At 36.3% G+C, this 7,562-nt stretch carries 10 protein-coding genes; 8 read left to right on the top strand and 2 right to left on the bottom strand.

Features of this window, described 5'->3' with window-relative positions; genetic code table 11:
• Positions 1-496: GUN4 domain-containing protein (locus ACIR310F_RS0100835; protein WP_028082184.1), on the top strand; the 496-nt coding region annotated here is incomplete at its 5' end.
• A gap of 52 nt (positions 497-548) precedes the next feature.
• Here the strand turns inward: ACIR310F_RS0100835 and ACIR310F_RS0100830 are convergent.
• Entirely contained in the window at positions 549-914 is a 366-nt protein-coding gene (locus ACIR310F_RS0100830) for a four helix bundle protein (protein WP_081677538.1), read from the bottom strand.
• A 441-nt stretch (positions 915-1,355) separates the two neighbouring features.
• Here ACIR310F_RS0100830 and ACIR310F_RS0100825 point away from each other — a divergent pair, with 441 nt between their 5' ends.
• From ACIR310F_RS0100825 to ACIR310F_RS0100800, 7 genes are all read left to right on the top strand, one after another.
• Complete coding sequence (locus ACIR310F_RS0100825) at positions 1,356-1,580, top strand: DUF4258 domain-containing protein (protein ID WP_196803142.1); 225 nt, start codon at positions 1,356-1,358, stop codon at positions 1,578-1,580.
• Between the two features lie 17 nt (positions 1,581-1,597).
• Positions 1,598-1,828 carry a type II toxin-antitoxin system MqsA family antitoxin gene (locus ACIR310F_RS0100820; protein ID WP_027403867.1) on the top strand — a complete coding sequence of 77 codons (231 nt, stop codon included), beginning with the start codon at positions 1,598-1,600 and terminating at the stop codon, positions 1,826-1,828.
• 471 nt (positions 1,829-2,299) lie between these two features.
• Complete coding sequence (locus ACIR310F_RS0100815; RefSeq protein WP_028082181.1) at positions 2,300-2,548, top strand: DUF2281 domain-containing protein; 249 nt, start codon at positions 2,300-2,302, stop codon at positions 2,546-2,548.
• A 1-nt stretch (position 2,549) separates the two neighbouring features.
• Entirely contained in the window at positions 2,550-2,942 is a 393-nt protein-coding gene (locus ACIR310F_RS0100810; RefSeq protein WP_028082180.1) for a type II toxin-antitoxin system VapC family toxin, read from the top strand.
• A gap of 33 nt (positions 2,943-2,975) precedes the next feature.
• Positions 2,976-3,200, top strand: a complete 225-nt coding sequence (locus ACIR310F_RS23940) for a YgiT-type zinc finger protein (RefSeq protein WP_071604771.1) — start codon at positions 2,976-2,978, stop codon at positions 3,198-3,200.
• Between the two features lie 119 nt (positions 3,201-3,319).
• Complete coding sequence (locus ACIR310F_RS0100805) at positions 3,320-4,678, top strand: protein kinase domain-containing protein (RefSeq protein WP_028082179.1); 1,359 nt, start codon at positions 3,320-3,322, stop codon at positions 4,676-4,678.
• A 46-nt stretch (positions 4,679-4,724) separates the two neighbouring features.
• Positions 4,725-7,337, top strand: a complete 2,613-nt coding sequence (locus ACIR310F_RS0100800; protein ID WP_035367388.1) for a chloride channel protein — start codon at positions 4,725-4,727, stop codon at positions 7,335-7,337.
• 76 nt (positions 7,338-7,413) lie between these two features.
• Here ACIR310F_RS0100800 and ACIR310F_RS26505 read toward each other — a convergent pair.
• On the bottom strand, positions 7,414-7,562 hold a 149-nt coding region (locus ACIR310F_RS26505), incomplete at its 5' end, for a rhomboid family intramembrane serine protease (RefSeq protein ID WP_231387359.1).

Genomic DNA, 7,562 nt, shown 5'->3' with positions numbered 1-7,562 from the left:
CCCCGCAAGGGAGGAGGGGGAACTAAAATCATCCTGTGGAATGGACTACAGCAAACTGCGTGACTACCTCGCACAAGGGAAATGGAAGGAAGCAGACGAGGAAACAAGACGGGTAATGTTAGCAGTTGCGAAACGGGAAAAGGAAGATTGGTTAAATGATAAAAGTATTGATAATTTCCCCTGTGAAGACCTGAGTATTATTGATAAGTTGTGGGTAAAATACAGTGATGGTAAGTTTGGTTTTTCTGTGCAGAAACGGATTTATCAAGGTTTCGGTGGAACGAGAGAATATAACAGCGAAATTTGGAGACAGTTCGGGGACAAGGTAGGATGGAGAAAAGGAGGCGACTGGTTGTACTACAAAGATATTACTTTTGACAAGAAAGCACCAGAAGGCCATCTTCCGGGGATAGATAGGGCGCCTGAGCGCCTAGGAGGTTCTTCTCTGGCCGTACGCCGATGGTTCTTCTCTCGCGTCGAGACTTGTAGACTGTAACACGCCCTAACGGGAAGTCAAAAGTCAAAAGTCAAAAGTCAAAAATAAGACATTAATTATTTTTCATCTTTTCTTTTGTGGTGACAATTGATTTAGCAATAATTCTCATCAACTGTTCACATTCATCAACCAAATCTGCTACTTTTTCATTAGGAACAATTTCCGATTTAACTAACAACCTTAACCAATACTTTGTTTCCCTTGCTTCCTTGAGTGCTATTGATTGTTTACTAACAAAATCCTTATCACTTTCAGCACTACGAGATTCTTCCATATTAGCACCAATAGATGTACCTGATCTAAATAATTGAGCAGCTAATAATCTTGGTGTACCAGGTTGTTTATCTAGGTAAGAACACAATTTTGTAATTCTTACAGCAAATTCAAAAGTTCTTTCATTTATTGGTGTATAATTCATGATCATCAAAATCTCCAACTTTTAATTAAGTATAATTAATTTTTGACTTTTGACTTTTGACTTTTGACTTTTGACTTCCCGAAGGGCGTAGTTTGTAGGGTGCGTTAGGAGCGTGAAAAGATTATAAAATATACAAATCAATTAAATACGCGACGTAACGCACCATTATTATTGAAGGAGATTTTAAAAAACATAATAAAATAAATTATTGAGTAAAGTGGGAAAGTCGGTGTTAGTCTCTTCTCTCCTGTCGAGACTTGTAAAGTGTAACCTGTAAAGGTTACAGAAAATTATTAAGTCTGAATCAGGATAGCCAGGATTAAAGGATGTACAGGATTGTGATACTATACATTACCTATCCTGAAAACCAACATAAATCATGTCATGTTTGATGAAATATTACAAAGAATAAGAGAAAAAATTACATCACTTCAATATGTAATGACACTTCATGCAGAAGAAGAAATGAACGATGATAACTTAACAATATATGACATCGAACAAAGTATCCTGAATGGTGAAATTATAGAACGTCAAAAAGACAGAATTACCGCAGAATCAAAATATCGCATTAGAGGAGTAACCACCGATGGTGTAGAAATTGAAATTATCACTAAACTCAGTCTGAGCGGAAAATTAGTTATCATTACAGTATATACAGTTTAAAATCAGGTAACAGAAATATGAAATGCGACATTTGTAATAGCGAAGGTGTACATATCCGCAACATTACCAGAACTTATGGGAAAGGAGAAGAATTACTAATAATTGAAAATCTACCTATTATTAGTTGTCCTCATTGCGGTGAAAGTTACATGACAGCAGAAACATTACATAAAATTGAACAAATTAAACTCAACCGCAAAAATCTTGCAGTTGCACGTTTTATAGATGTTGTAAGTTTGAGTGCGTAGAATGTGTTAGGAATGCGTTAATTGTCACAAATCAGGTGGTTATCGAGCGACTTGTACTGAGCTTGTCGAAGTAAGTCGAGATAATAACCAGGATTAAAGGATGTACAGGATGGTAATTTATAGATGGTTTGTTTGGTGATGAAAGTTGCATTTGTCACAAATCAGGATAACCGGGATTAAAGGATGTACAGGATGGTAATTTATAGATGGTTTGTTTGGTGATGAAATTTGCATTTGTCACAAATCAGGATAACTAGGATTAAAGGATTAACAGGATGGTAATTTATAGATGGTTTAAATTATTCAAAAACAATCATTCAAAAACATCCTGAAAAATCCCCAAGTTCCCACCAAAAATCATCCAATAACATCCTGAAAATCCTCAAATCCTGGACATCCTGATTCTGACAAATTAAAATATTAGTACATCACAGATAAAATCAATATCCCGAATAACTCAGACAAAAAATTATGACAATAGCTGACCAAATTTACGCACTTGTAAAAACCCTACCCCCAGCACAAGCTGAAGAAATTCTCAACTTTGCAGAATTTATCCGTAATAAACACCTCAACACTAATCAAAATATCAATAACTCTCAAAATCTCTCTTGGGAAGAATTAGTTTATTCACTAGCTGGAACTTGGAAAGATGATTTTCCCAGTTTAGAAGAAATTCGCAGCAGTACAGGAGAAGATGTTTTAAGGGAGAGTTTCTAAAATGTATGTTTTAGATACCAACACTTTAATTTACTATTTTAAAGGTCAGGGACAAGTTGCTGCAAATTTCGCTAAAATACCAAACCAAGAAATTTTAATTCCTACAATTGTTCTCTTTGAATTACAAGTAGGAATTGCTAAATCAAATTCACCCGCAAAACGCACCCAACAACTGCAACAACTTTTAAACCGCATTAATTTAGTTGATTTTGATAGAGATGCTGCTTTTGCTGCTGCTAAAATTCGCGCTGACTTAGAACAAAAAGGAACTCCTATAGGTCCAATGGATGTTTTAATTGCTGGAATAGCTGTAACATTACAAGCAACTCTAGTTACTCACAATGTGGATGAATTTTCCAGAGTTTCAGGAATGACAATTGTGGACTGGTATTAACTATAATCAAGTTTAAAATTAGGTAACAGAAATATGAAATGCGACATTTGTAATAGCGAAGGTGTACATATCCGCAACGTTACCAGAACTTATGGGAAAGGAGAAGAATTACTAATAATTGAAAATCTACCTATTATTAGTTGTCTTCATTGCGGTGAAAGTTATATAACAGCAGAAACATTACATAGAAAAATATTTTTGGGTAAACAAAGCCCTATATATATGGGCGCACAGATTCCCACTATACTTAAACGATAACCGAAACTTGGAAACTTGTCAAGAGTATTTTTAATAATTTTCCCGTTTTTTATCCAACCTCCTCGCCAAAAATCCCCAACCTATGTAAAATAAGATATCTCTATAAAAAAATATCCAATATGCAATCTACCATTACCCTAACAATTACCACAGGGAAATTATCAGGAAAACAATATATATTCGACAGTCGCACAACTTGTTTAATTGGTAGAAATGATGATTGTTATTTATCAATACCCGATGAATTTGATAAACGGGTTTCTCGCTATCATTGTTTATTAGATATTAATCCTCCAGAAATCAGAATTAGAGATTTAGGAAGTTTAAACGGGACTTATATTAATAATACAAAAATTGGTGGTAGACAATCTCACCAAAATGCCGAAGAAGCTGCTAAATTAAACTTTCCTGAATACGATTTACAAGATGGTGATGAAATTAATTTAGGTGATACCGTCTTGCGAGTTAATATTAAAATTCAACAACCAATTAATCCAAATCCTCAAGTCCAACAACCAAATCATCAAACTCCACATTTTGTCACCCCAGAACCAAAAGCGAAAACAAGGCTTTTTGATGTCATTCAAAAATTAATCAAATTAGCGATAAGTGGAGAAAGAAATTTAAAAGCATTACTCAATTATCAAATAATAAAATCTATCGCTAAAGGTGGTTTTGGAGAAGTTTATTTAGCGCAACATTCCCAAACTGGTAAATTTGTGGCGTTAAAAGTGATGTTACCTGCGGTTGCTGGAGATGATAAGTGTGTGCAAATGTTTCTCCGGGAAATCGAAAATATGAAAGCTTTAAAACATCCCCATGTGGTGGAATTATTAGATTATGGTTATGCAGAAAACCTATTTTTCCTAGTTATGGAATATTACGAAGGTGGCAATGTTTATGATTTAATGCAGCAATTAGGAGGAAAATTACCTGTAGATATGGCTATGGGAATTATCGTCGAAGTTTTAGACGGTTTAACATATACTCACAATGCCGAAATTCCTTATGTTAAATTAGCTAATGGTAGTTTTGGTAAAGGTAAAGGTTTAGTTCACCGTGATTTAAAACCAAGTAATATTTTTCTCTCTAATATTAATGGTAAATTAACAGCAAAAATCGGTGATTATGGTTTAGCCAAATCCTTCGATTTAGCTGGTTTAAGTGGACAAACTTTCACAAAAATGATCGGAGGAACACCCGGTTTTATTCCTCGTCAACAAGTGCTTAAATTTAAAGAATCTCAACCTGATGTAGATGTTTGGGCGAGTGCAGCTTGTTTGTATAATATGTTAACAGGATATTTTCCCCGCAACTTTACAAAAGATCCTTTTATAGATGTGTTAGAAAATGATCCTGTACCTATTCTTCAACGTAATTGCAATATCCCCAAAAAATTAGCCCAATTGATAGATTTAGCTTTAATTGAAAAGCCACAAATCTATTTTGATAGGGCTGATAGCGAAGCGTGGCGTTAGCCATAAAATTCAAGGAAGCGTTAATTAAAATTTAAACTTAAAATCTATGATTTCCCTGGCATTGCTAACGCAGTATTTTCGGAACTTTTGGCAACCTAGAAAGGGTTTAGCGATGGCCGAAGCTTGTATAATTGGGATAGTGGCTGCTTTATCTGCGGTATTACTCAAACAGGGTTCAGGGTGGTTGGGAACATGGAGGGTACATACAACTCACATATTACCACCATTGATCACTCTACCAGTTATTGGTATTAGTTTGGGTTTTCTCTCCGGTTGGTTAGTGCAAAGGTTAGCGCCGGAGGCATCTGGTAGCGGCATTCCCCAAGTTAAGGCAGGTTTAGCCAATGTACCAATTACATTATCATGGAGAGTAGCTTTTGTCAAGTTAATTAGCGCCATGATTTCCTTGGGTTCGGGCTTAACCTTGGGAAGACAAGGTCCTACAGTCCAAGTGGGTGCAGGTTTAGCAGCCGGAATGAGTCGTTTAGTTCCCACCTCCCCAGACCACCGTAGACAAATGATAGCAGCGGGTGCTGGGGCGGGGTTAGCGGCGGCTTTTAATGCACCTTTAGCAGGGGTATTATTTATTATTGAAGAGTTATTACAGGATTTATCTGGTTTAACCTTAGGAACGGCTATTATTGCTTCCTTTATTGGAGGTGTAATTTCCCGGTGGTTGGGTGGCGGTAGTTTGCAATTAGACTTAAAACTAATTGACCATTCTAGCACTTTTTCCCTATTAGAAATTCCTATTTTATTAATTTTGGGAATTTTCATCGGTTTATTAGCAGCTTTATTTAGTAAGGGATTAATTTTTAGTATTCAAATTTATCGCCGTTTACATATTAGTTTACCTTTACGAGTGGCTTTAGCTGGTTTCGCTTCTGGTTTGATTATTGCTTTACTTCCTGAACATTTTCGAGATAATACAGGTTTGCGAGAGTTTATGATCACTGGTGAAGCAAATATTCCCGTAGCAGGAATTGCCTTTATCGCCCAATTTATCTTAACATTAATTGCCTTTGGTTCAGGCGCGCCCGGAGGAATATTTGCCCCCAGTTTAATTTTAGGTTCTTGTTTAGGGCATATTATTGGTGTCTGTGAATTGCAAATATTTGGCATTGGTTCACCTACCACCTACGCATTAGCAGGAATGGGGGGATTTTTTAGTGCTGTTTCCAAAGTCCCCATAACCGCAATTGTCATTGTTTTTGAAATGACCACAGATTTTAATTTAGTATTACCTTTAATGGTGGTATCTGTAACATCTTATTTAGTTTCTGATAAAGTTTTTCCCGGTTCACTTTATGATAAACTGTTAAAATTAAATGGCATTGTTATTAATAAAGATAATGTAAATGAAGGTATATTAACACAATTAACAGCCCAGGATGTCATGCAGCGGATAGTCGAAACCTTAGAAGCAGACATGACAAAAGATGAGGTGATTAAAGCTTTTTCTCGTTCTCATCATCGGGGATTTCCTGTGGTAGAAAATAATAAATTAGTAGGATTAGTTTCCCAAACAGATTTACAGAAAATCCGTAATCATCTCCTACCAAATGAGACTCTTTTAAAAGAGATTATGACACCTCAACCAGTGACAGTCACACCCACAAATAGCCTCAGTCATGTTCTCTATTTATTAGATAGATATAAAATTAGTCGTTTACCTGTAGTAGAGGGAAAAAAATTAATTGGGATTATTACCCGTGCTGATATTATTCGTGCAGAAGCAGAACATTTAAATGGGGAAAATGGAGTGAGAAGTCCTATAGTAGAACCTTCTTATTTAGTTTACCAAACAAGATCCCCCAGTATTGGCAGAGGTAGATTATTAGTAACCATTGCTAACCCAGAAACCGCCGTCACTTTATTAGAAATGGCTGCGACTATTGCCCGCGATCGCCATTATGAAATAGAATGTTTACAAATCATTTTGGTATCTCGTCACATTTCCCCAGCAGAAACCACGGTAAACACTACAAAAAGTCGTCGCTTACTCCGACAAGCAGAAAGTTTAGCCAAAAAACAGCATATTCCCATTCATACCCAAATTCGTGTCGCCCATGATGTCGCCCAAGCAATTTTAGAAACTACCAAGGAAAGACATATAGATTTAATTTTCATGGGTTGGAAAGGAAATACATCCACCCCAGGACGGATTTTTGGTAATGTGGTAGATACCATTATTCGTCAAGCTAATTGTGATGTTGTTTTAGTAAAATTAGGTAGTAATTTTCATTCTCTCCAACAATTAAAACGGTGGTTAATTCCCATGGCCGGGGGACCAAATGCACCCATAGCTATTAAATTATTACCATCTTTAGTCACATTGGGAAATAAAACAGAAATTCGTTTGACTCAAGTCGTCAAACCTGGAGAATTTGCACCAGATATGACGGTTTTAGAAGAATCTACCCGTCAATTAATGCGTCACCGCAATTTACATAGTACCGTTGTTGCCGCATCTTTACAAGCTAACTCTGTGGCGGCTGGAGTCATTGAGTTAGTCAAGGCTGAAGATTTTGATATTGTGATTTTAGGCGCTTCCCGTGAGGGATTATTACAACAAGCAATTCAAGGTAATATTCCTGAAGCCATAGCTTCAGGTGTTAACAGTACGGTCATTTTGGTTAGTAGTGCTATTCGGGAATAGAAAACATCAATTTGTCTCACGTAAAGGCGCGAATAATAAGAGTTAGAGAGATTTTACCTACCCTACTAATATGTTACTATTCCCTATGCCAAAAAGCAAAAATCATGCCCACAATAAAACCACCAAGGTGCGCCCAATAAGCAACTCCTCCGGTTTCTACACTCATGTTAGCTGCTGTTTGTAGACTAGCAAAACCAGAAATCAGATTTTGGATAAAGAAAATCC

It is taken from the genome of Dolichospermum circinale AWQC310F (genome assembly GCF_000426925.1).
Lineage (GTDB): Bacteria > Cyanobacteriota > Cyanobacteriia > Cyanobacteriales > Nostocaceae > Dolichospermum > Dolichospermum circinale.
Note: the sequence above shows the minus strand (reverse complement) of the source record. Positions and strands in the feature narration are given on the sequence as shown.

Excerpts from the sequence above, each read along its gene's own strand:
- ACIR310F_RS0100830 (WP_081677538.1), bottom strand. The coding sequence starts at position 914 with ATGAATTATACACCAATAAATGAAAGAACTTTTGAATTTGCTGTAAGA.
- ACIR310F_RS0100825 (WP_196803142.1), top strand. The coding sequence starts at position 1,356 with ATGACACTTCATGCAGAAGAAGAAATGAACGATGATAACTTAACAATA.
- ACIR310F_RS0100820 (WP_027403867.1), top strand. The coding sequence starts at position 1,598 with ATGAAATGCGACATTTGTAATAGCGAAGGTGTACATATCCGCAACATT.
- ACIR310F_RS0100815 (WP_028082181.1), top strand. The coding sequence starts at position 2,300 with ATGACAATAGCTGACCAAATTTACGCACTTGTAAAAACCCTACCCCCA.
- ACIR310F_RS0100810 (WP_028082180.1), top strand. The coding sequence starts at position 2,550 with ATGTATGTTTTAGATACCAACACTTTAATTTACTATTTTAAAGGTCAG.
- ACIR310F_RS23940 (WP_071604771.1), top strand. The coding sequence starts at position 2,976 with ATGAAATGCGACATTTGTAATAGCGAAGGTGTACATATCCGCAACGTT.
- ACIR310F_RS0100805 (WP_028082179.1), top strand. The coding sequence starts at position 3,320 with ATGCAATCTACCATTACCCTAACAATTACCACAGGGAAATTATCAGGA.
- ACIR310F_RS0100800 (WP_035367388.1), top strand. The coding sequence starts at position 4,725 with ATGATTTCCCTGGCATTGCTAACGCAGTATTTTCGGAACTTTTGGCAA.